Source organism: Rheinheimera sp. (genome assembly GCF_036568245.1).
Classification (GTDB): domain Bacteria; phylum Pseudomonadota; class Gammaproteobacteria; order Enterobacterales; family Alteromonadaceae; genus Alishewanella.
On sequence record NZ_DATCSY010000172.1, the window covers coordinates 1 to 18,886 of the forward strand.

The following is an 18,886-nucleotide window of genomic DNA, read 5'->3' on the forward strand; positions in this document are numbered from 1 at the left end:
GGTAGTTTTGCTCCAGTCGCACGGTTTCCACATCGGGGAAGTCCTTTAAGAAGGTTTGAATGTTCTCTACCCGCGCACCGCGCCAGCCATAAATCGACTGATCATCATCACCAACAATCATCACCTTGGCATTGCTACCGGCCAGTAAGCGCAGCCACTGATACTGAATGGCATTGGTGTCCTGAAACTCGTCAACCAGGATATGGCGGAAGCGTTGCTGATAGTGGCCGCGCACTTCGCTGTTTTGCTTTAGCAGCTCAAAACTGCGCAGCAGGATCTCGGCAAAGTCGACCAGGCCGGCGCGGTCACACATATCCTGATAGGCTGCGTATATTTTTACCATCTGTTGCAGGCTGAAATCGCCAGCGGCATCTATCATACCGGGGCGCAGGCCATCATCTTTGCGGGCATTGATAAACCATTGAATTTGTTTTGGTGGCCAGTGCTTTTCGTCCAGATTAAGTGCTTTTAGCACCCGTTTTACCAGCCGGTACTGGTCGTCGCTATCGATGATCTGAAAACCCTGTGGTAAGCCGGCCTCCTGATAATGGGCGCGCAGCATACGGTGTGACAAACCATGGAAGGTACCCATCCATAAGTTATTCAGACTAACACCTATGGTGCTCTCAATACGGCCGCGCATTTCCTGTGACGCTTTGTTAGTAAAGGTTACCGCCAGCAGGCTGTATGGCGCGACGCGTTCTACCTGCATCAGCCAGGCTAAACGATGCACCAGTACGCGGGTTTTGCCACTGCCGGCCCCGGCCAGCACCAGCATATGTTGCGGTGGTGCAGCTACCGCATCGCGTTGTTTATCGTTCAGCCCGTCCAGCAGGTAAGATACATCCATCAGAAAGTCTCGCTAAGCACAATGGTGGCCATTATAACAGCACGGTCGTGAAGGCCAAGCGTAGTTAGTGGATATATAACCAGTTAGTGCTGTGCTGGCTGCCTTTGTTTATAGCGGTTAGCAAAAGCCAAAATGGCCATACTGATACAGGCAAAAATAAAGAAACCGGCCGTTACCGGAATAAGGGTGTCGTTATACATCTGGCCTATTATGGTGCCGATAAACATCGACATTATGGATGATGTGGAACCGATAATCGCAGCTGCTATACCTGCGACATGGCCCATAGGTTCCATCGCCATTGCATTGATATTGCCAAACACCAGGCCAAAACAGAAAAACAGTACCGCAGCATAGAGTAAGAACATCCACAGCTGTATTTCCACGCCCAAATGCAGCAGTAAAAACAGCGCTGAGCTGGCAATAATGCCCCAGACGGCGCTACCGGATAATCGCTGCATGCCCCATTTTTGCACTAAACGCGAGTTCACCAGTGATGATGCACCAAATACTATAGCCAGCAAACCGAAGTATAGGGTGAACAGCTCGCCGGTTTTAAATAAGTCCTGGAAAATTTGTTGCGACGAATTCAGATAGCCAATAAAGCTGCCGAAAAACAAGCCCATGCAAATCATGTAACTTACGGTTGGTACATTGCTGATGACTTCTTTAAAACCCTCAGCAAAGCCTTTTTTACTCATCGGGATCCGGTGCGCTTTGGGCAGGGTTTCTTCTAAGCGGCAATAAATCCACAGCACGATCAACAGGGCATAGAACACATAGAGCAGGAAAATATCACGCCATGAGCCAAGCCATAACACGGCCTGCCCAAGGCTGGGCGCTAATGCCGGTACCATGACGAAAATCATCATCACCAGCGACATAATGCGCGCCATATCATTACCGGAGTATTTATCCCGCACTATTGAAATCGCCGACACATAAGGGCCTGAAACGCCTAAGCCCTGAACAAAGCGGCCAAATAACAAAGTACTGATATCGTTAGCAAAATAACAAATGGCAGTGCCGGCTAAAAACAGCGCTATACCACCGTTCAACACCTTCTTGCGGCCGGCAGCGTCGGATAAAGGGCCACAAATCAGTTGGCCTATTGCCATACCAAAAAACAACGCACTGACCACCAACTGCGCCTGATTCGGATTACTCAGCACTATATCAGCACGAATAGCATCCAGCGCCGGCAATAGCGCATCAATGGAAATAGCCACGATAGACATCAGCAGCGCCACCAGTAAGGTAAATTCACCTGTAGAGATACGCGATTGTGGCGCATGGGTAGAATAATCAGACATTCAGGCTTTCCTTGTTTAAACCTTTCCTAAGCAGGCAGAGTCTGGCGTTATTTCAGGCCAGAGCGGGTGTACTATAAACAATTTTTACGTTAGTCGATTGGTGTTGCGGCAAATCGACAGTTCCAGTGGATGCTGTGCGGTGAAATATATCAGGCGTGTTGGGTTATAACAGGCCGGATAAGTCATTAATCTCAGTCAACCTGATATGTGGCAAAACTGCAACCGGGCTTTGATAATGATCCAGCCAGGCCGCCTGACAGCCGGCGTTTAGCGCACCCATCACATCAGCACGGTGGCTGTCGCCAATATGCAGAATCTCAGCTGGTGAGACTTGTAGCCGTGTTGCAGCTGTATGGAATAAATCGGAGTACGGCTTCATTTTGCCATCGGGCCCGGCTTGTAAGCCAAACTCGAACAGTTCACCGATGCCCATCTTATCGATACAGGCATTGCCATTGGTAATGGCTATCAGCCGATAGCGGCTGGCCAGAGCCTGAAGTAGTCTTATCACATCATCTGTTAACGTAATTCGGGTACGCTCATGCAAAAACGCTGCATAGCCTTTTTCTGCCATAACCCTGGCATCGGGCCGGCTAATCCCCAACTCTATCAGGCCGGCCTCTATTCCGAGTAGACGCCAGCGACCAATGTCATGGCGGATTTCCGGTTCAATCCGGGCCAGCTTTACCCGCTGTTGCCACCAGAACTGGCTATCGGTAGTCTGGCTTGCCGGCGTAAGATCTGCCAGCGCCTTTAGCATTGCCTGCTCTGCTGCTTCGATAACGGGTTTGTTATCGTACAGTGTGTCGTCCAGATCAAACGACAACACACTAAACGGCTGCAACGCTTTATATACCTGCATAAACTTTTACCATGTTGATGGTTGAAATACCTGGGGCCAGTTGACGGCAGTTAATTGCTGGCTGAACCAGCTCAGCGCCTGGCCCTGACTTTGTTTATGCCAGGCCAGATAAAGCGGCAGTTTATCACGCGGAATACTGCTGGCTTTAGCAATCAGTTCACCGCGCGCCAGCTCATTACTGATAAGGTGGCGCGGCAGAAAACCAATACCCAGCCCCTGTTTTTGTGCTGCAATTTTGGCCTGCATATTATCGACAATAACACGCTGGCGGGTATCGAATAAACCTGATGAGCGCTTGGGTGCATCGATTGCCGAATCGGCAACAATAACGGCAGTGTATTGCTGCACATCTTCCTGCGACACTATTCTGTCCAGTGCCGCCAGCTGATGATGCGGTGCAACCGCAAACACAAACTCTACCTCGCCCATAGGTAATACGGTGAACTGACCTTTAGCGAAGTCGCCGGATAGCCCGACAGCAATATCAGCCCGGCCGGTTTGCAGCGCTTCCCAGCCGCCCGCCATAACTTCTTCAGTCATCCGCACCTGAGTAATTTTACCCAGCTGCAAAAATTGTGTGATGACATTCAGCACAGGGGTATTGGGCACTATGCTGTCCTTAGCGATGACGAATTGGGTTTCCCAACCGGTATCCAGCTGTTTCACGGCATTCTGCAGCTGGTTGGCCGCGTGCAGTAAAGCCCGGCCCTGATCCAGCAACAATTGCCCGGCCGGGGTCAGCTGAGCTTTTTGTTTACTGCGGTCAAACAATGCCACGTCCAGATCGGCTTCCAGTTTAGCTATGGTGTAACTCAGTGCAGAAGGCACTTTATACAAAGCTTCAGCAGCGGCAGCAAAGCTGCCTTTGCGGTCAATAGCATCCAGTGCTCTTAAGGCATCCAAACTCAGTGCATTGTGCATAAAGTACCTACTGTTCTATTAATTTCAAAAATTTTGAATAGTGTAGTCAAAACATTACGTTTTTACTGCAAAAAATATCCGGCTATAGTTACACCATCGACGCAAGATTTGCTGTCGAGAGGCAGTGAACTTAACTTTAAACAATTTGATAGGTGATTATTATGGCAACTTCAATCGTACAGAAAATTTTAACTTCTAATGCTGGTGTTGCAGCGTTGGCTCTGCGGGTACCAGTGGGCATTATCTTTGCTGCACACGGTGCACAAAAATTGTTTGGCTGGTTTGGCGGTTACGGTCTGGAAGGCACGGGCGGCTGGATGGACAGCATTGGTTTGTCACCAGGTATCGTGATGGCGTTTTTAGCCGGTGCGGCTGAGTTTTTTGGCGGTATCGCGCTGATCCTTGGCCTGTTAACCCGCCCGGCGGCGCTGAGCCTGGCAATTGCAATGGTAGTGGCTATTTTCTCAGTGCATATCCAAAACGGTTTGTTTATGGCTAATAACGGCTATGAGTTTGGCTTGGCTCTGCTGGCTGCCAGTGTGTCACTGCTGTTTAGCGGTGCAGGTAAAGCGTCAATAGACAGCTTGCTGGCAAAGCGTTTTAACTAAAGTGAATGAGTGAATCGAACGCCCGGCTTGCCGGGCGTTTTCTTTATCTGTTAATCAGTACAGGTGAAACAGCCTTGCCCTAAGCCGACCGTTGAAGCCCTGGACGGGCGAAAACGAGCCTACAGGGACGTATTTACGGCGTGTCGGTGTGGGCAAGACTGTTTTGCTGCAACGGATAAATATTTATTGTTAATCAGAGCGCTTCTTCGCCCTTGGGTGGGCGTTATCGTACACCTTGGCTAGGTGGGCAAAATCCAGATGGGTGTAAACCTGAGTGGTGCTAAGGTTGGCATGGCCTAACAGTTCTTGCACTGCGCGTAGATCCTGGCTGGATTCGAGCATATGGCTGGCGAATGAATGGCGCAGCATGTGAGGGTGTACATGCTGGTTCAGGCCTTGCTGTTTGGCCCATAGCTGCACCCGCTCGCGCACATGCCGCGTACTGATGCGCTTGTGCTGCTTGCTGAGAAACAGCGCTTGCTGATCAGCTTCACTCAGATTAGCGGTAAAGGCTGGCCGTTGTGCCAGCCAGTCTTTAACCGCTGCCAGTGCAATTTTCCCCACCGGCACTATACGTTGCTTGCTGCCTTTACCCGTTACCCGCAGCAGTTGCTGTTGCCAGTCGATATCGCTGATATTGGCATTCACCAGCTCTTCCAGACGCAGGCCGGAGGAATAAAACAGTTCGAGTATGGCTTTATCACGGCAGGCCAGAATATCGTCTTGGCTGTCAAAACTCAGCAGATGATTAAGCTGATCGACATTGAGGTTTTTCGGCAGGCTGCGACCAGCCTTGGGAACAGCCAGATACTGCGCCGGGTTATCACTGCGCAGGCCCTGTGCCTGTAAGTAACGGTAGAAACTGCGCAGCGCCGCGACTTTCAGTGCAATAGTGCGCGGCTTGGCACCGCTGCGACGCAGGCCGATGATATACTGTTTTAACTGCGTTTCGCTGAGGTTCAGCCAGTGTGTGTCGCTATCGTCAATGCCCAGTGCCAGTTGTTGTAACTGCCGCTGGTAGCTGTCCAGTGTTTTCGGGCTGTAACCACGTTCAAACTGCAGGTAGCTGAGAAATGCCTGCAATGGCTGTTGCCATTGCAGTGTCAGCCCGCTATCAGGCTGCATAACCCGGTAACAACTGCGCCAGAATGGTCGCCAGATGGCTGATAAATAACTTGTCCATCGATGGCTGGAAGTGATCGTCCTGTTCGCTGCCAAAGGCCATCAGTGCCAGCGGCTGCTCCTCGTTGCTGATCAGGATCAGCGCCACTGAATGTATCTGTGGTGGGAACAAGCCTTGTTGCTCTTCTTTGTTTAGCCGGCCAAGATAAATGCCTTGCTCGTTTAGCCGGCGTGACAACAACAACTGAAACTCGCTGGCGCTGTGTTGCTCATTGAAACATAGCAGGCGGCATTGTTGCACCTGCGGCATGGCGGCGGTGAATTGCTGCAGGCTGTGCTCGGCCTGCTGCAGGTTTTCGGCCTGATACAGTTGTGCCTGTAACTTATTAAACGCCAAAAACAGTTGTTCATTTTGCCTTGCCACAGACATCAGCCGGGTAATGTCGTCTTCGAGCGCGACAATTTTCTCACGCTGCATTTCCAACTGACGCTCTACCAGCGAGACACTGCCGCGTTGCTGATGCGGTAAGCGCAGGCTGGCCAGCAGCTGCGGATACTGCTGAAAAAACTCCGGGTGATCCTGCAGGTAGTCATATACCACGTGAGCGGCGAGCAGGTCTTTTTCCTTGATCAGGCTATCTGTCATAGCGATATTTGTCCGTCATATACATGTTCTGCCGGCCCCGTCATTTTTAGCGGTTGGCCTGGCCCGTTCCAGCGAATAAGCAGGCTGCCGCCGGGTAAATCTACCCGCACCTGCTGCTGCAGTTTCTTTTGTAACTGGCCTACGACTACCGCGGCGCAAGCGCCGGTGCCACAAGCCTGAGTCTCACCGGCGCCGCGCTCCCACACCCGCAGCTTGATATGGCCCGGGTTCAGCACCTGCATAAAGCCGATGTTGGCGCGCTCCGGAAAGCGCTCATGCAGTTCGAACAATGGCCCCTGCACTGTTACCGGCGCTGTTAGCAGATCATCCACTTCGACCACGGCATGCGGGTTACCCATCGACACTACACCACAAAGTATAGTGTGTTCTTCGGCACGCAGAATGTAGGTGATTTCCTGCTTCTGCGCTTTGAACGGCACCCGTGCAGGGTCGAGTTGCGGTATTCCCATATTCACGGTAACCTGGCCGTCGGCTTCGACGTACAACACAATTTTACCGGATTTGGTGCTGACCCCGATTTTGTGTTTATTGGTTAAACCGCGGGCACGCACAAACTTGGCAAAACAGCGTGCGCCGTTGCCACATTGTTCCACCTCTGAACCATCGGCATTAAAAATGCGGTAGTGAAAATCCAGCTCGGGATCATACGGCGGCTCTACCATCAACAGCTGGTCGAAACCAATGCCGGTATGGCGGTCTGCCAGCGCCTTAATCTGCTCTTTGGTCAGGAACACATTTTGGCTGACGGCATCGACCATCATAAAGTCGTTACCCAGGCCGTGCATTTTAGAAAAATGTAACAACATCAGCGCCCTTAATTAATCGGAAACGACCTGTTCACCACGCCATAAATCCTGCCACTGCTCACGGGCTCGGATTAAATGCAGTTTATCGCCGTCTACCAGCACTTCTGCTGCGCGGGGGCGGCTATTGTAATTCGAACTCATAGTAAAGCCGTAAGCACCAGCCGAGCGCACTGCCAGCAGGTCGCCCTGGCTAATCGCCAGTTCGCGGTCTTTACCGAGAAAATCACCTGTCTCACAAACCGGGCCAACGATATCGTACAGCGCGCTGGATTTGTTGCTGTCGAGCTGTGCCGGTACTATCGCCTGCCAGGCGCTGTATAGTGCCGGACGGATCAAATCGTTCATCGCGGCATCGACTATGGCGAAATTCTTTTCCTGCCCCGGTTTTAAAAACTCTACCTTAGTCAGCAGAATGCCGGCATTGGCCATAATGGCGCGGCCTGGCTCCATTATCAGTTCCAGCTGCGGGTAAGCTTTCAGCCGTTCAACAACTTTGCTGATGTAATCGCCCGGTGATGGTGGGGTTTCGCTGTCGTAGGTCACGCCCAGGCCGCCACCAATGTCGATATGGTGCAGCACTATGCCATCTGAGGCCAACTGGTCGATTAATGTCAGCAGTTTTTCCAGTGCCTCCAGAAACGGCTGGGTTTCAGTCAGTTGAGAGCCGATATGGCAGTCTACACCGACAACATTAAGATGGCTGCAGCCGGCTGCTTTACGGTAAATATCGCGTGCCAGCAGAATGTCGATACCAAACTTATTGGCTTTTAGCCCGGTAGAAATATAGGGGTGCGTTTTTGCATCAATATCCGGGTTTACCCGGATAGACACCGGCGCTTTTATATTCAGGCTACTGGCGACCTGCTGCAACCTGTCCAGCTCAGCAATGGACTCAACGTTAAAACACTTAATGCCCAGTTGCAGCGCAAAGCGCATTTCCTCTTCGGTTTTGGCAACACCGGAAAATACGACTTTCTTTGCATCGCCGCCGGCGGCAATAACCCGGCGCAACTCACCGCCGGATACAATGTCAAAGCCACTGCCAAGCTTTGCCAGCACATTCAGTATCGCCAGGTTACTGTTGGCTTTTACTGCATAGCATACCAGGCTGTTTGGGTGTGCAGATGCTGCACTGGCAAATGCCTGGTAATGGCGCTCAATAGTAGCGCGGGAATAGACATAGCAGGGTGTACCGAATTCGGCCGCAATATCACTTACGGCGTGTTGTTCTGCAAACAGGCGGTTATTCTGGTAATTAAAGTGGTCCACGTTGTTCATCCGTTGGTTGATTAGCAGGAGTGTTGTTTTGCTGCGGTTCTGCCACTTCAGGTGCCTGTTGTGGTAAGGTAAGCGGACCTTTTTGACCACAAGCACTCAGACAGCTGCTTAGCAAAACGACAGCAGCAACAGTTAACAGCGGACCTTTGGTTGTAAAAGCGTGCATGATGTTATTTTTTTATGGTGGTTGCGCTCTATAATCGCATCCTTAGCGATAAAAGCAAACAGGTGAAGCAGATGAATGACCTAGAATATGATGATTTGACCGATAGCGTATTGCTGGCTGTTGAACAGGCAGTAGAAGACGCTGATGCAGATCTGGATTATGAGTCCCATGGTGGCCTGCTGAGTATCAGCTTTGCCGATGGCAGTAAGATTATTATCAACAAGCAACCACCGCTGCACCAGTTGTGGGTGGCGACCAAGTTCAACGGTCATCACTTCGAGTGGCAAAACGGTCAGTGGATTGATAACCGCTCTGGCGCCGAGTTCTGGCAATTACTGAACGACGCGGCTTCTAAGCAGGCTGGTGTTGCGATTAATCTGGCGCCCTAAGGGCCCATGCTGACTGGAATGAGGTAATGGCTTTGCTTCCTTTTGTTGATGTAAAAGCACAGAGCGATACCCGCGCTGTGGTGGTTTGGTTGCACGGGCTGGGTGACTCCGGCCACGGTTTTGCGCCTATAGTGCCGGAACTGCGTCTGCCTGCTGATGCCGGTATCCGGTTTTTATTTCCACACGCCCCTGAACGGCCGGTAACGGTAAATGCAGGCATGCGGATGCGCGCCTGGTACGACATTAAAACCATGGATCTGACTAACCGTGCCGACGAAGAAGGTGTGCGTGAATCTGCTGCCGCGGTGCAACAACTGCTGGACAAGCTTATCAGCGACGGTATCAGCAGTGAGCGCATTGTTCTGGCCGGTTTTAGTCAGGGCGGTGTGATCGCCCTGCATTTGTTGCCGAGGCTGCCGTATAAACTGGCCGGCGTCATGGCATTATCAACCTATATGTGCGCGCCCGATAAGCTGAAAGATGAAAGCAATAACCTGAATAAAACCACACCTGTGTTGATAGCGCACGGTAACCAGGACCCGGTGGTGCCGATGTTTGCCGGTCAGCAGGCGTATCATAGCCTGAAAACTGCCGGCTTTAATGTCAGCTGGCACGAGTACCGCATGCCACACAGCGTCTGTGCGCAGGAAGTGGCCGACATCAGCAGCTTTATACAGCGGCGTCTATTGGTTCAGGCAGAGAGTTAATATGAAGACAATCCGAATCGCAACGCGCAAAAGTGCGCTGGCGCTGTGGCAGGCCGAATACGTGAAAACCGAGTTGCTGCACCATCACCCGGGGCTGGCAGTAGAGTTGGTACCAATGTCGACCCAAGGTGACAAAATTCTGGATACGCCGCTGGCAAAAATTGGTGGCAAAGGCCTGTTTGTTAAAGAGCTGGAACAGGCCATGCTGGAAGATCGGGCTGATATTGCCGTGCACAGCATGAAAGATGTGCCGGTAGAATTTCCGGACGGCCTGATGCTGCATACCATTTGTCCACGGGAAAACCCGCAGGACGCCTTTGTATCAAATCAGTTTAAATCGTTAGATGAGCTGCCCGCTGGTGCCGTTGTCGGTACATCAAGTCTGCGCCGGCAGTGCCAGCTTAAAGCGTTGCGGCCGGATTTAACGGTGCGCGATTTGCGTGGCAATGTGAATACCCGTTTAGCGAAGCTCGATAACGGCGAATATGCCGCCATTATCCTGGCGGCGGCCGGGCTTATCCGGCTGGGATTTGAGCAACGGATAGCGGCGCTGATGCCGGTAGAAACCAGTTTGCCCGCGAATGGCCAGGGGGCTGTCGGTATTGAGTGCCGTAGCGATGATAAAGAGGTTCAGCAACTGTTGTCAGCTTTGGAGCATCACGACACCCGCATTTGCGTATTGGCTGAGCGCGCGATGAACCGCACATTGCAGGGCGGGTGCCAGGTACCGATTGGTGCTTACGCGGTGATTGAAGGCGATAGTTTGTGGCTGCGTGGTCTGGTCGGTGCACTCGATGGCAGTGAAATTATCCGTCATCAGTTACGGGGACCTGTAGCAGAGGCAGAGCAATTGGGCGTCGCTCTGGCAGAGTATCTGCTAAGCCAGGGCGCTGACCGTATTTTACAGGATGTGTATCAGGCTGCACCATGACCAGTGCAATTTCAGGCGGCATACCTTTCTTGATCACACGCCCAGCCGGTAAGGCTGACAACCTGCTGGCATCGCTCGATAGTGATGGTATTGCTTATCTGTATCAGCCGTTAATCACTACAGCGCAGGTCAGTCTGAAAACTCAGGATCTGCAGTTATTGCAACAGGCAGATGCCATTATTTTCGTCAGCGTCAGTGCGGTAAGCTGCTTACAGAACCAGGTTGATGCGGCATTGCTGACTGCGCCCTTGTTCGCAGTTGGGCAAACAACGGCGATGGCACTACAGCGCTGGCTGGCGCGGGAAGTTATCGTGCCGGAAGACCAACGTAGTGAAGGCTTGTTACAGTTACCACAGTTGCAGCAGGTCGCGGGCAAAACTCTGGCGGTGGTGCGTGGTAATGCCGGGCGTGAACTGATTAAACAAGGGTTGGTATCGCGCGGAGCAACAGTGCGCTACATTCAGAGCTATAAACGTCTGCCGTTGCCGCTGGATGGCGCCTTGCTGTGTCAGCAGTGGCAGCTGGCGGGCATTCGTTGTATTGTGGCAACCAGCAACGAAATTTTACAGCAGTTGTTCAGTCTGGTGCCGGCGGTGAATCAGCACTGGCTGCAACAATGCGACTGGATCCTGGTCAGCCCGCGAATGCAGGACAGTGCTGTGGCGCTGGGAATTGCGCCAGAGCGTATTACACTTGCCGTGAACGCCAACGACAGCGCATTACTGGCTGCCATCAGCCAGCTTAAGAGGGAATATCAATGAGTGACAGCTTAGAGCGTGCATCAGAAATGGATGCACCACTGCAGCAACTAAAGCAAAAAATTGACGCTGAGCCGGTGCCACGCAGCGGCGGCAGCGCTATGGGGGGCTTAAGTTTATTACTGGTTTTAGTGCTGGCAGGCGCGTTGGGCGCAGGCGGTTACTGGCTATGGCCTGTATTTCAGCAGTTGCAGCACGATACTGCTGCCACTCAGCAAAACCTCCAGCGTTTAACCGAGCAGCAACAACAGCAGCAAGACGCAACGTCGCAGCTGCAGCAACAATTACAAACAGAACAGCAGCAGCGATTGACCCAGCTGGAACAAAGACTGCAACAGCAGCAACAACAGGTTCTGGCACAAAACCAGGCGCAAATGCAGGCACTGCGTCAACTGGTGCAGGAACGTGACAGCGCGCCGCCACGGCATTGGTTGCTGGCAGAAGTAGAATACCTGTTGCAGCTGGCATCACAGAAAGTGTGGCTGGAGCAGGACTATGCTACCGCCATAGCGTTGCTTGCCAGCGCAGACGAAAAGCTGGCGAAGCTTGATGACCCTTCGTTGTTGCCTGTGCGTCAGGCCATTGCAACCGATAGCAAGCAGTTAAAACAGATTAATGTGCCGGATATGAGTCAGCTGTACATTCAGCTGCAGCAGATGCGTAAACTCAGCAACACCTTGCCACTGAGGCAGCAACAGCAGTCGGAGCAGCCGGAAGCGGCGCCTGGCCATGACCTCAGCCAGTGGCGAGAAACACTCAGTTACTACTGGCAGCAAAGCTGGAGCCAGCTGATACGTGTACGCAGTGCTGTGCCGGAAGATTACTTCAGCCTCAGTGCTGAGCAACAATTAATGCTGCGTACCAGTTTACAGCAGCAGCTGTTACTGGCGCAGCTGGCCGCAATGCAGCATCAGAGCCAGGTCTTTGCGGCTGCATTGCAACAAGCCAGCGATCAGCTACAACGTTATTTTGATGCCGACAATGCTGCCGTGCAGCAACTGGGTACAGAGCTGGCGGCACTCGCCGCTGTTGATGTTACCCTGGTAACGGCTGCAGCGTTGACCAGTCTGGCTCAGCTACAGCAATACCAACAGCAACTGACGGAGAGCAGCTTATGATACGCTGGCTGCTTCTGATCCTGGCTTTAGCGGTGGCGATGTTGTTCGGCCCGTCTCTGGTGAACAACCCGGGTTACATCAAAGTGATCCTCGCCGGTAAAGTGTTTGAAATGACAGCACTGGGCCTTATTGTCATGATACTGCTGGCGGCGGTTGTGCTGTGGTTGCTCAGCGTTGTACTACGTAAATTACTGCGCCTGCAGCATGTTTCGTTTAATTTCCTGCGCTGGCGCCGTCAGCGTAAAGCACAGCAGGCGTATGAGCTTGGCCTGCAGGCTTATGCCAAACAGCAATGGCAACTGGCCGATCAGTATTTCGCCAAAGCGTTACACGACGACTTTATGCAGGATGAAAAACGCCTGCTTGCCGCCTATGCTGCTTTTTATGCGGGCAATGTCGGCCGGGCGAACAGCTACATAGCTGAGCTACCTGAGGCACATGACAGCACCGTTTTTGTACAGGCGGATATTTTGCTGCAACAGGGCAAAGCGGGGCAGGCATGTGCGCTGTTAGGTGAGCGGGTCAGTGCGGATACAAAAGATAAAGGGCTGGGGCAGCTTTATCTGTATGCATTACAGCAAGCCGGACAATGGCAACAGTTGCTGCAAATGGTGCCTGCAGCCTTAAAGCAGCAGTGGTTTGATAAAGAAAAATGGCAGCAGCAACGCTTTAATATATATCCGGCGGCAATCAGCCAGCTGAGCCAGCAACAAAAATTTGATGAAACGGCTGACTACTGGCAAAACCTGCCGTCAAAAGAACGTAAATCTACTGCTGCCAATATCGGCCGGGCCTGGGCAATGGCGCAAAACGGCCAGAACGATGCAGCAGAAAAGCTGCTGTTAAGCCATCTGCAATTAGCAGAGCTGCCGATGCTGCTGCCGTATATCCGCCAAATTCCGCTCGGCAAATCGGTACTTAAGTTGCGTAAACAAGCACAGCACTGGCTGCGCGAGCACAGCAGTAACGGCTACCTGTATGCGCTGTTGGCTTACCTGGCTGAACAGGAAGGCGAACTACAGCAAGCCGAACTGGCCTGGAGTAAAGCCCGCCAGTATGAACCGCAGTTTGGCTGATACCACCCTTACCGGGCTGCCGCCACTTGCTGACAGCGGCGCCCGGGTCTTGTTGCTTGGCAGCATGCCAGGGGCAGTTTCGCTGCACCAGCAGCAATATTACGCTCATCCACGCAACTTGTTCTGGCCGATTATGGCTAACTTAGCTGGCTTTAATGCCGATTTGCCTTACACAGAAAAAACACAGGCGCTGATTAACAGCGGTGTCGCTTTGTGGGATGTGATTGGTAGTTGCCAGCGCAGTGGTAGCCTTGACAGCGCCATCCGCGACGAGCAGGTAAACGATTTCGCAGGTTTTTTTCGCTGTCATCCTGAGCTGGCGGCTATCGGTTTTAATGGCGCTAAAGCCTGGCAGAGCTTTAAACGCTATGTATTGCCGCTGCAGATCGTGCCACAGCATGTTTGTTTTATTACCCTGCCTTCAACCAGCCCGGCGCATGCAGCAATGAGCTTTGATGCCAAACTGGCACAGTGGCAACAGCTTAGGGTCTATTTGCGCAGCTGAACACGGAATTAATTCTGTCGTTTATGGTCTGAACCGGACTGAGTTCTCCAACAAGCAGGGATTGCGGTTTTTGTCCGGGGCTAACAACACCACTACCGATTTTGTCCGAAGCTATGGCTGGGCCATCTCGCTGGCGCTTATGCTGCACTTCTTGCTGCTATTTGCGCTCTGGCAGACAAAATTCACACCGCCGGTAAAGCCAGTCACAGCAACAGCAATAACTTCGTTTTTATATCAGCCTGTACCAGCTGCACCCGTTCAGACCTTGAATGAATCGTCACCTGAAGTTCAAAATCAGCAATCCTTGCAGCAAGTAAAAGCAAGCTCTGTTATTGCCGAAGAGGTGAGCAGGCAGGGGCAGGCTGCGGTAGAGGAACCAGTAATACAGCAAAACACAGCTGCAGCAACACCAGTTGAGAATACTGCCGGGGAAGAGGCCACACGCTCACAGCAGACAGGCTTAGCACAACGCGCTTTCAGCCGGGCAGCCGCAGCAGGCCCGTCAGCTGTTGAGCGCTCGGCGCTGGCCAGCTACCAGCAATTTTTGCAGGCCCAACAACAACCCAAAGCAACAGTGGATAAAAGACATCAGCAGTTAAGCAGCGATCCCGCCGGGCAGGTGTTGGCACAGCTGGATGATGGCAGGCAGCTTATCCGCACTAAAGACGGTTGCCGGATAGCAGACCCGACGAAAGATGGCTTTGAAGGCTTGATGGCCACAAGGGCAATACCTTGTGGCGATAAAGCAAGCAGCACCGAGCTGTTAAGACAGGCTATGGAAAAACACAGTAAACGCTGATCAGGCTTCGGTAATATGTTGCTCTAATCTGGCCTTCAGCTCGCCCTCTATTGATACTGCCTTACCGGTTTTCTGATCGAGGCAGACAAAAGTCACTTGTGCATCAGCAGCTAATGCATCTTTACCGGCTATGCGCACTTCCTGCTGCACAACAGCGCTTTTACCACCTACTTTACTAAAGCGGGTATACACTTCCAGCATATCGCCCATGGTGGCCGCTACGCGGTAGTTAATGTTGATATTGACTATCACCCAAGCGAGGCCATGGCTGGCAAACCAGTCAATATCGCCGCTGTCTTCCAGATACCCCCAGCGCGCCTCTTCCAGAAACTCCAGATAGCGGGCGTTATTAACGTGTTGATAAATATCTAAATGGTATCCGCGTACCTTAATCAGGGTTTTATGTGTCATGTTAATCATTCTGTATTTATTCTGGTGCGGCAATTCTGGCATATAACAACTGGCCAAACCAGATTGAGATATTAGAAATATCATTAATGCAACAAAAATTTTGCAAATTTTGTTTTATTAGGTAAATCTTACCAGCTGGCATGCTGTTTAAAAGGGAAGTCTAATGAAGAAGTGGATTTGGTTAGTATTATTTGGCTGTGCGACGGTACGGGCAGATATGCTTGATGCGCTAAGGGCTTATGACCAGCAAAGTTATACAGAAGCCAGACAGCAGTTTGAAGCTTTACTGCCGCTTGGCAATGAGCTGGCTGCATTTAACCTGGGGGCTATGGCTTATCAGGGCGAGGGGCAGGATAAAGATCTGGTTAAAGCAATTGCTCATTTTATGCTTGCAGTAGAGCTACAGCATCCTCAAGCACAAGAGCTATTAAGGAAACTAGTTGCTACAGCATCTGAACAGCAACTGGAGCTCGCCACACAACAGTACGAACTTTTAAAGCAAAAGCTGGTAATAACAGAGCCATCTGAAAATGCCGATAATGATATTGAGCGGCCAGAACCGGTTAAGCGGGTGACTCCCGAGTATCCGAAAGGTGCATTAGCTAATGGTATTTTCGGTTATGTCAAAGTGCGTTTGCTGGTAAATGAACAAGGTGAGGTGACGGCTGTTGATACGCTGGATGCTTACCCTGAGCATACCTTTGAGCAGGCGACGGTTCGTGCAGTTAAGCGCTGGCGTTATGAACCCAGCGATAAGAAACACCTGCTGCATGTGCGTTTGGATTATGCCTTGCATGGTGGTGTTCAAGTTTCTGCTGTTGAGAGAGTCATGGAAAAGCACAAACTTTGGCAATATGCCGTAGCAGGGGCGCCTCAGTATCAGTTTGCGTTAGGTACTTTGTTGTCTCTGATTGATGTGCAAAGCGCTAACAGCTTTTGGTACGACCCGGAGCTGCCATTGGCTGCACAGCCTGATTTTAGTATTTATAAAGACCGGGCCAGTTTGAAAGTGGATTTTAACGGCTTTTGGGGCAGCGCTGTTGTCCGGGTCGCTAAGGATGGCACTATCACTGAACAAATTAGCGCCCAACTTGAAGAAAAGAGTGAGATAACCGACCTGACAGGGTTCAAGTTGAGAGGTAAAGTTGAAACAGAAGTTTACCGTATAGCACGCGTCTCGGTGGACGGCGTGTCTAAGGTGGTTGCTATGCCTTCGATTCGGACGTCGCGTTCAATGTCGGGCATATTCTGGTGGGAGCAAGCGGCAAAAAATGGCAACCTTGATGCGCAACGTGTGATGGCAGCTTATGACCCGCAATGGGAAAACTACCTGTTGGGTCAGCAAGATGCCGAGGTAATGGCCTGGGCGGGTACCCGTTTGATGCTTGAAGGGCAGCATGAACAAGGTATGCAGTTTTTGGAGCAGGCTATTGCCAAACACTACGAGCCAGCCGAAATGCTGAAAAAGCAATTCAACTGGCATAAAACCCGTAAGACACCAGACGAGCGCCCTTAACGGGCGCTGTCATTTTCAGATGTAAGCAAACGCATCGCCGAACAATTGTTCGCGGTGCGCGCCTTGTTCAATAAACGCATCCCGCACTACACCGGCCATAGCAAAAGGCCCGGCGACATAAATATCGTAAGCCTCGAGCGAAACAAAATCGTCCAGTACTGCCTGATGCACCATACCGCTGCGGCCTTGCCAGTTATCGTCCGGATGCTGTACTACCGGGATAAAGCGGTATTTTGCATTCTGCGCTGCCCATTGCTGCATTACGTTGGCGTGATATAGCGCATTTTGCTCACGGACACCCCAGTAAACAAACACCGGACGGTCGAGAGCTGCTTCAGCAATGCTTTGCGCAATACTGTAGATGTAAGAAAAACCGGTGCCACCTGCCAGCAGAATCACGGGTCTGCTACTGTCTGCTCTGAAATAGGCGTTACCCAGCCCGACCTCTGCCTTAACAGGTTGCTTTAAATGATGTTGTTGCATCAGGTGTGCGATAGCCTGGCTGGCGTATTGATCGGCAACGGCACCGCCGATATGCAACTCGAGTTGTTTGCTACCCGGAATACTGGCTATTGAAAATGGCCTTTTGTCGCTGTCACTCAGGCAAAGCTGCAAATACTGACCGCTGGCATAGCTAACCGGTTGCTGCGGCGTCAGTAGTATCCGGTTTACGGTGGGGGTTAGGGCTTCTATTAAATCAACGGTACAGAAAATTATTGTCATAATGCTCTCAGCGATGGCTGTTTCGGCTTAGCCACGGATAAAAGGATGGTGTAACACCAGATCAGTACAGGGATAGGCAAGGCAACAGTAAGTAAACTGCTGTTGTTTGTCCAGTTCAGTTAACGGCTGTGGTTCGTCATAACGAACTTCACCACTTTTCAGTTTGCAGACACAGCTGGTACAAACGCCCTGCCGGCAGCGGTTGGGGAAGTCAATACCACAACGCAGCGCGGCCTGCAGGATAGTTTCGCCCTCGTGTACTGCAAAACTGAGCTGCGCTGGCGCTATGGTGACAACATGGCTCACAGCTGCTCATCCTTTGTTGGCAGTGTAATACCAAGGCTGTCCCAAAGACTGTCTACACGGGCTTTTACAGTGGGTTCCATTACTATCGGTTCACCCCATTCGCGGCTGGTTTCACCCGGCCATTTATTGGTTGCGTCCATACCCATTTTCGAGCCAAGGCCGGACACCGGTGAGGCAAAGTCCAGATAATCTATCGGCGTGTTCTCGATGAGTGTGGTATCACGTGCCGGGTCCATCCTGGTAGTAATTGCCCAGATCACGTCTTTCCAGTCACGGGCATTGACGTCGTCATCACATACAATCACGAACTTGGTGTACATAAACTGGCGCAAAAACGACCATACTCCCATCATTACCCGTTTAGCATGGCCCGGGTACTGCTTTTTCATGGTCACGACAGCCAGCCGGTACGAGCAGCCTTCGGGTGGCAGGTAGAAGTCGGTAATTTCCGGAAACTGCTTTTGTAAGATAGGCACAAAGACCTCATTCAGTGCTACGCCTAGAATCGCCGGTTCATCTGGCGGCCTGCCGGTGTAGGTACTGTGATAAATGGGGGCTTTGCGCATCGTAATATGGGTCACCGTAAAGACCGGAAAGTTATCCACTTCGTTGTAATAACCTGTATGGTCACCGTAGGGGCCTTCGGGTGCCATCTCGCCCGGTGCTATATAGCCCTCAAGCACAATTTCGGCACTTGCCGGTACCTGCAGATCGTTACTGATACATTTGACTACTTCGGTATTATCACCGCGTAGTAAACCGGCAAATGCATACTCAGATAAGGTATCCGGCACCGGTGTCACAGCGCCCAAAATGGTTGCCGGATCAGCGCCAAGCGCTACCGACACCGGGTAACTTTGGCCGGGATTAGCTTTTTGAAACTCAAGAAAATCCAGCGCACCGCCGCGATGTGACAGCCAGCGCATAATCAGTTTGTTTTTACCCAACAACTGCTGACGGTAAATACCTAAATTTTGCCGTTCTTTATGTGGCCCCCGGGTGACTGTTAACCCCCAGGTTATCAGGGGAGCGGCATCGCCTGGACAGCAAGTCA

At 51.7% G+C, this 18,886-nt stretch carries 23 protein-coding genes; 10 read left to right on the forward strand and 13 right to left on the reverse strand.

Annotated features, from left to right (window positions below):
• The 4 genes from VIN66_RS07495 to VIN66_RS07510 form a co-directional block, all read right to left on the reverse strand.
• Window positions 1-850, reverse strand: an 850-nt coding sequence (locus VIN66_RS07495; RefSeq protein WP_331923401.1) for a UvrD-helicase domain-containing protein, incomplete at its 3' end; no start/stop codon positions are given.
• An 83-nt stretch (window positions 851-933) separates the two neighbouring features.
• On the reverse strand, window positions 934-2,163 hold the full coding sequence (locus VIN66_RS07500; RefSeq protein ID WP_331923402.1) for a multidrug effflux MFS transporter: 1,230 nt from the start codon (window positions 2,161-2,163) through the stop codon (window positions 934-936).
• A gap of 163 nt (window positions 2,164-2,326) precedes the next feature.
• Window positions 2,327-3,025, reverse strand: a complete 699-nt coding sequence (locus VIN66_RS07505) for an HAD-IA family hydrolase (protein ID WP_226768252.1) — start codon at window positions 3,023-3,025, stop codon at window positions 2,327-2,329.
• Between the two features lie 6 nt (window positions 3,026-3,031).
• On the reverse strand, window positions 3,032-3,946 hold the full coding sequence (locus tag VIN66_RS07510; RefSeq protein ID WP_331923403.1) for a LysR family transcriptional regulator: 915 nt from the start codon (window positions 3,944-3,946) through the stop codon (window positions 3,032-3,034).
• Between the two features lie 161 nt (window positions 3,947-4,107).
• Between VIN66_RS07510 and VIN66_RS07515 the strand changes: the two genes are divergently transcribed.
• The gene (locus VIN66_RS07515; protein ID WP_331923404.1) at window positions 4,108-4,554 is read left to right on the forward strand and encodes a DoxX family protein; all 447 of its coding nucleotides are present in this window, start codon (window positions 4,108-4,110) and stop codon (window positions 4,552-4,554) included.
• A gap of 189 nt (window positions 4,555-4,743) precedes the next feature.
• Here VIN66_RS07515 and xerC read toward each other — a convergent pair whose 3' ends face one another.
• From xerC to lptM, 5 genes are read right to left on the reverse strand one after another with little or no spacing between them, the layout of a single operon-like run.
• Window positions 4,744-5,679, reverse strand: coding sequence for a tyrosine recombinase XerC (gene xerC / locus VIN66_RS07520; RefSeq protein ID WP_331923405.1), 936 nt, complete (start codon window positions 5,677-5,679; stop codon window positions 4,744-4,746).
• Complete coding sequence (locus VIN66_RS07525; protein WP_331923406.1) at window positions 5,669-6,322, reverse strand: DUF484 family protein; 654 nt, start codon at window positions 6,320-6,322, stop codon at window positions 5,669-5,671. Before VIN66_RS07525 ends, xerC begins: the two co-directional genes overlap by 11 nt.
• Complete coding sequence (dapF, locus tag VIN66_RS07530) at window positions 6,319-7,149, reverse strand: diaminopimelate epimerase (protein ID WP_331923407.1); 831 nt, start codon at window positions 7,147-7,149, stop codon at window positions 6,319-6,321. Before dapF ends, VIN66_RS07525 begins: the two co-directional genes overlap by 4 nt.
• 12 nt (window positions 7,150-7,161) lie before the next feature.
• Complete coding sequence (lysA, locus tag VIN66_RS07535) at window positions 7,162-8,418, reverse strand: diaminopimelate decarboxylase (protein ID WP_331923408.1); 1,257 nt, start codon at window positions 8,416-8,418, stop codon at window positions 7,162-7,164.
• The gene (lptM, locus tag VIN66_RS18845) at window positions 8,405-8,593 is read right to left on the reverse strand and encodes an LPS translocon maturation chaperone LptM (protein ID WP_414709876.1); all 189 of its coding nucleotides are present in this window, start codon (window positions 8,591-8,593) and stop codon (window positions 8,405-8,407) included. Before lptM ends, lysA begins: the two co-directional genes overlap by 14 nt.
• Window positions 8,594-8,664: 71 nt before the next feature.
• On the opposite strand from lptM, the gene cyaY reads away from it, so the two are divergent.
• From cyaY to VIN66_RS07575, 8 genes are read left to right on the forward strand one after another with little or no spacing between them, the layout of a single operon-like run.
• Window positions 8,665-8,982: an iron donor protein CyaY gene (cyaY, locus tag VIN66_RS07540; RefSeq protein WP_331923409.1), complete on the forward strand. Its 318-nt coding sequence runs from the start codon at window positions 8,665-8,667 to the stop codon at window positions 8,980-8,982.
• Between the two features lie 26 nt (window positions 8,983-9,008).
• Window positions 9,009-9,689: an alpha/beta hydrolase gene (locus VIN66_RS07545; RefSeq protein ID WP_331923410.1), complete on the forward strand. Its 681-nt coding sequence runs from the start codon at window positions 9,009-9,011 to the stop codon at window positions 9,687-9,689.
• A gap of 1 nt (window position 9,690) precedes the next feature.
• Complete coding sequence (gene hemC / locus VIN66_RS07550; protein WP_331923411.1) at window positions 9,691-10,620, forward strand: hydroxymethylbilane synthase; 930 nt, start codon at window positions 9,691-9,693, stop codon at window positions 10,618-10,620.
• On the forward strand, window positions 10,617-11,381 hold the full coding sequence (locus VIN66_RS07555) for a uroporphyrinogen-III synthase (protein WP_331923412.1): 765 nt from the start codon (window positions 10,617-10,619) through the stop codon (window positions 11,379-11,381). The genes hemC and VIN66_RS07555 overlap by 4 nt, the downstream gene beginning before the upstream one ends.
• Window positions 11,378-12,496: a uroporphyrinogen-III C-methyltransferase gene (locus VIN66_RS07560; protein WP_331923413.1), complete on the forward strand. Its 1,119-nt coding sequence runs from the start codon at window positions 11,378-11,380 to the stop codon at window positions 12,494-12,496. The genes VIN66_RS07555 and VIN66_RS07560 overlap by 4 nt, the downstream gene beginning before the upstream one ends.
• Window positions 12,493-13,572 carry a heme biosynthesis HemY N-terminal domain-containing protein gene (locus VIN66_RS07565; RefSeq protein ID WP_331923414.1) on the forward strand — a complete coding sequence of 360 codons (1,080 nt, stop codon included), beginning with the start codon at window positions 12,493-12,495 and terminating at the stop codon, window positions 13,570-13,572. The genes VIN66_RS07560 and VIN66_RS07565 overlap by 4 nt, the downstream gene beginning before the upstream one ends.
• The gene (locus VIN66_RS07570) at window positions 13,553-14,077 is read left to right on the forward strand and encodes a DNA-deoxyinosine glycosylase (RefSeq protein WP_331923415.1); all 525 of its coding nucleotides are present in this window, start codon (window positions 13,553-13,555) and stop codon (window positions 14,075-14,077) included. The genes VIN66_RS07565 and VIN66_RS07570 overlap by 20 nt, the downstream gene beginning before the upstream one ends.
• Window positions 14,028-14,876: a hypothetical protein gene (locus tag VIN66_RS07575; protein WP_331923416.1), complete on the forward strand. Its 849-nt coding sequence runs from the start codon at window positions 14,028-14,030 to the stop codon at window positions 14,874-14,876. Before VIN66_RS07570 ends, VIN66_RS07575 begins: the two co-directional genes overlap by 50 nt.
• On the opposite strand, the gene VIN66_RS07580 is transcribed toward VIN66_RS07575, so the two are convergent.
• Window positions 14,877-15,287: a thioesterase family protein gene (locus VIN66_RS07580; RefSeq protein ID WP_331923417.1), complete on the reverse strand. Its 411-nt coding sequence runs from the start codon at window positions 15,285-15,287 to the stop codon at window positions 14,877-14,879.
• Between the two features lie 163 nt (window positions 15,288-15,450).
• Between VIN66_RS07580 and VIN66_RS07585 the strand changes: the two genes are divergently transcribed.
• Window positions 15,451-16,803 carry a TonB family protein gene (locus VIN66_RS07585; protein WP_331923418.1) on the forward strand — a complete coding sequence of 451 codons (1,353 nt, stop codon included), beginning with the start codon at window positions 15,451-15,453 and terminating at the stop codon, window positions 16,801-16,803.
• Window positions 16,804-16,818: 15 nt separating this feature from the next.
• Here VIN66_RS07585 and fre read toward each other — a convergent pair whose 3' ends face one another.
• From fre to VIN66_RS07600, 3 genes are all read right to left on the reverse strand, one after another.
• Window positions 16,819-17,526: an NAD(P)H-flavin reductase gene (fre, locus tag VIN66_RS07590; protein ID WP_331923419.1), complete on the reverse strand. Its 708-nt coding sequence runs from the start codon at window positions 17,524-17,526 to the stop codon at window positions 16,819-16,821.
• Window positions 17,527-17,553: 27 nt separating this feature from the next.
• Window positions 17,554-17,832, reverse strand: coding sequence for a 2Fe-2S iron-sulfur cluster-binding protein (locus tag VIN66_RS07595; RefSeq protein WP_331923420.1), 279 nt, complete (start codon window positions 17,830-17,832; stop codon window positions 17,554-17,556).
• A partial coding sequence (locus VIN66_RS07600) for a UbiD family decarboxylase (protein WP_331923421.1) occupies window positions 17,829-18,886 on the reverse strand: 1,058 nt, incomplete at its 5' end. The genes VIN66_RS07600 and VIN66_RS07595, both read right to left, overlap by 4 nt.

Coding starts and splice junctions, on each gene's coding strand:
- VIN66_RS07560 (WP_331923413.1), top strand. CDS start 11,378: ATGAGTGACAGCTTAGAGCGTGCATCAGAAATGGATGCACCACTGCAG.
- VIN66_RS07515 (WP_331923404.1), top strand. CDS start 4,108: ATGGCAACTTCAATCGTACAGAAAATTTTAACTTCTAATGCTGGTGTT.
- lptM (WP_414709876.1), bottom strand. CDS start 8,593: ATGCACGCTTTTACAACCAAAGGTCCGCTGTTAACTGTTGCTGCTGTC.
- VIN66_RS07500 (WP_331923402.1), bottom strand. CDS start 2,163: ATGTCTGATTATTCTACCCATGCGCCACAATCGCGTATCTCTACAGGT.
- VIN66_RS07510 (WP_331923403.1), bottom strand. CDS start 3,946: ATGCACAATGCACTGAGTTTGGATGCCTTAAGAGCACTGGATGCTATT.
- VIN66_RS07585 (WP_331923418.1), top strand. CDS start 15,451: ATGAAGAAGTGGATTTGGTTAGTATTATTTGGCTGTGCGACGGTACGG.
- hemC (WP_331923411.1), top strand. CDS start 9,691: ATGAAGACAATCCGAATCGCAACGCGCAAAAGTGCGCTGGCGCTGTGG.
- VIN66_RS07525 (WP_331923406.1), bottom strand. CDS start 6,322: ATGACAGATAGCCTGATCAAGGAAAAAGACCTGCTCGCCGCTCACGTG.
- VIN66_RS07575 (WP_331923416.1), top strand. CDS start 14,028: ATGCCAAACTGGCACAGTGGCAACAGCTTAGGGTCTATTTGCGCAGCT.
- VIN66_RS07505 (WP_226768252.1), bottom strand. CDS start 3,025: ATGCAGGTATATAAAGCGTTGCAGCCGTTTAGTGTGTTGTCGTTTGAT.
- VIN66_RS07545 (WP_331923410.1), top strand. CDS start 9,009: ATGGCTTTGCTTCCTTTTGTTGATGTAAAAGCACAGAGCGATACCCGC.
- VIN66_RS07570 (WP_331923415.1), top strand. CDS start 13,553: ATGAACCGCAGTTTGGCTGATACCACCCTTACCGGGCTGCCGCCACTT.
- VIN66_RS07565 (WP_331923414.1), top strand. CDS start 12,493: ATGATACGCTGGCTGCTTCTGATCCTGGCTTTAGCGGTGGCGATGTTG.
- VIN66_RS07555 (WP_331923412.1), top strand. CDS start 10,617: ATGACCAGTGCAATTTCAGGCGGCATACCTTTCTTGATCACACGCCCA.
- xerC (WP_331923405.1), bottom strand. CDS start 5,679: ATGCAGCCTGATAGCGGGCTGACACTGCAATGGCAACAGCCATTGCAG.
- fre (WP_331923419.1), bottom strand. CDS start 17,526: ATGACAATAATTTTCTGTACCGTTGATTTAATAGAAGCCCTAACCCCC.
- dapF (WP_331923407.1), bottom strand. CDS start 7,149: ATGTTGTTACATTTTTCTAAAATGCACGGCCTGGGTAACGACTTTATG.
- cyaY (WP_331923409.1), top strand. CDS start 8,665: ATGAATGACCTAGAATATGATGATTTGACCGATAGCGTATTGCTGGCT.
- VIN66_RS07580 (WP_331923417.1), bottom strand. CDS start 15,287: ATGACACATAAAACCCTGATTAAGGTACGCGGATACCATTTAGATATT.